We start from the raw sequence: 1717 nt of genomic DNA on the forward strand, positions 1-1717 counted from the left end.
ACCCACGCTCAGATGCGAAGAGCCCGAATACGCCGCATCGAGAGGGCAACGAACGCCGGCGCCGTAAGGCGCATGCATCGTTGCGACCCATTCCCGTTTCGAGAGCTGGTCAAAGTCCTCCGTGAGCCTCCGCCGAACCACAGCGCGCCTCGGCCCTCAGGACGACGCCGACCTCGCCTCACGAGTCACAAAAGGAGACTGCCCACATGAACATCGAGCTGCAGGGCAAGCGACTAAAACTCATGCCGGATATCGGCCCCCGGTGGGGACTTTGGTCATCCACACCTAAGTTTTCGGCCGACTACGTGCAATCTGGTGGACTCGTTCCACAGAACTTTGGACTAAGCGCCGAGCTCACGCAAGCCCTTCGAGAATGGAATGACGTGTTCATTGAACATTTCACGGTCAGCTTCGATCCGGTCCAGTACGGATGGACCGGAGAAATCGATGTGCAGGCTTGGATGAGAGACGGAGGAGTGATCGCCGAAATGCTGGCACTCGAACTGCCTGAATACTCGATCGAGACGAGGTTTCATCACTACGCTGAGTATCCGCATCTAGGCTGACACTTCGCGGCGCTCAACAAGGGCGCCCGCGCTCAATTGCCAAAGAACGCCCCTGCGAACCCGACCACCAGTGCAGCCACAACGCCGACGGCGACACCGGTGGTCACTGCGTCCAGGGTGGGGCCATGTCTCACCAGAACGCCCGCACCGGCCCCCGCCAGGCCGATCACGAAAAATCCGATGAAGAACGAGAACAGTGTCATGAAGGCGACCATTGTCAATGCAGCAGCGTAGACAGAGTTAACGTCACCGCCGCCGATACCGACAAGAGCAATCGGGAACTTCCACACCAGAGCCATCACACCCGCCGCTACCGGCGCCGTGACAACCGCGAACCCTGCACTGATCCAGGCGTTCCGGCCCGACGCTTTCTCCATCACCCGAAGGTAACCCCCCCAACTGTGCTGCCATCGCCTTTCGCCGAAGACTTCAGCGAAGAGAGAAGACGCCGATGAATCTTCGACTGGCAATCTGGAACTCGTCCGCTGATGGACACGGTCGCGTGTGGGCGATTCTCTAACGCCCTCAAAGGGAATGGCGGGGGCGTTTGCCGTGGCGGAAACGCCGCTCGCCTCTGGGAATCCAGCCTAGTCTCAGTTATCCCAGCATTCTTCTGCCAAACGGCTCAAATCTTGCCGAACTCATCTTCCGGGAAGTAGAGGTAGGCGCTGACGAAAGCGATAATCCCGATCACGCCTACGGAGATAAAGCCATCGCCCGTCACCTTTGCGATTACTGCACCGGTCGCAGATGCTACCGCAATCGTTACGCATGTAGCTGCGCTGAACGCAATCCTCCAATACTGCGTTCTGACTCGTCTTGAGCATCTCCTGGCGATCGCGATCACTACTTGTCCGGACATCACGGCCAAGAATCCCAAAACCAACGCGAAAGGAAAGGAAACCACTATCCCGAGTATCGCTCCGATAAGCATCGATATCACGTCAGGTGCAGAAAAATGCCCAGCGATATAAGCTCCATAGGCCCCCGCAAAGAACACTGGAACTGCAAAGGCTCGCCAACTCCAGGTTAGATCGAGAAGCCTCATGCGACTTACGCTAGTGCAATGGGGCGCAACTGGAGAGCCTTTTGCCTACGTTTTGGGAAGGCGCGAACTGGTGTTTTACGGGCTCTTCGCATCTGAGCGTGGG

General features: G+C 57.7%; 3 protein-coding genes. 1 reads left to right on the plus strand and 2 read right to left on the minus strand.

Annotated elements, in window-relative coordinates; all coding sequences use genetic code 11:
* Positions 1-206 precede the first annotated feature (206 nt).
* A complete protein-coding gene (locus tag G6017_RS15645) occupies positions 207-566 on the plus strand; it encodes an immunity protein CdiI family protein (RefSeq protein ID WP_182618186.1) in 360 nt (119 codons plus the stop codon).
* 32 nt (positions 567-598) lie between these two features.
* Here G6017_RS15645 and G6017_RS15650 read toward each other — a convergent pair whose 3' ends face one another.
* Together G6017_RS15650 and G6017_RS15655 are read right to left on the minus strand one after the other, a co-directional pair.
* A complete protein-coding gene (locus G6017_RS15650) occupies positions 599-943 on the minus strand; it encodes a hypothetical protein (protein ID WP_182618188.1) in 345 nt (114 codons plus the stop codon).
* Positions 944-1191: 248 nt separating this feature from the next.
* Positions 1192-1614, minus strand: coding sequence for a hypothetical protein (locus tag G6017_RS15655; RefSeq protein ID WP_182618189.1), 423 nt, complete (start codon positions 1612-1614; stop codon positions 1192-1194).
* Between the last annotated feature and the right edge of the window lie 103 nt (positions 1615-1717).

Origin of the sequence: Dietzia sp. B44 (genome assembly GCF_014145245.1) — a bacterium.
GTDB classification, from domain to species: domain Bacteria; phylum Actinomycetota; class Actinomycetes; order Mycobacteriales; family Mycobacteriaceae; genus Dietzia; species Dietzia natronolimnaea.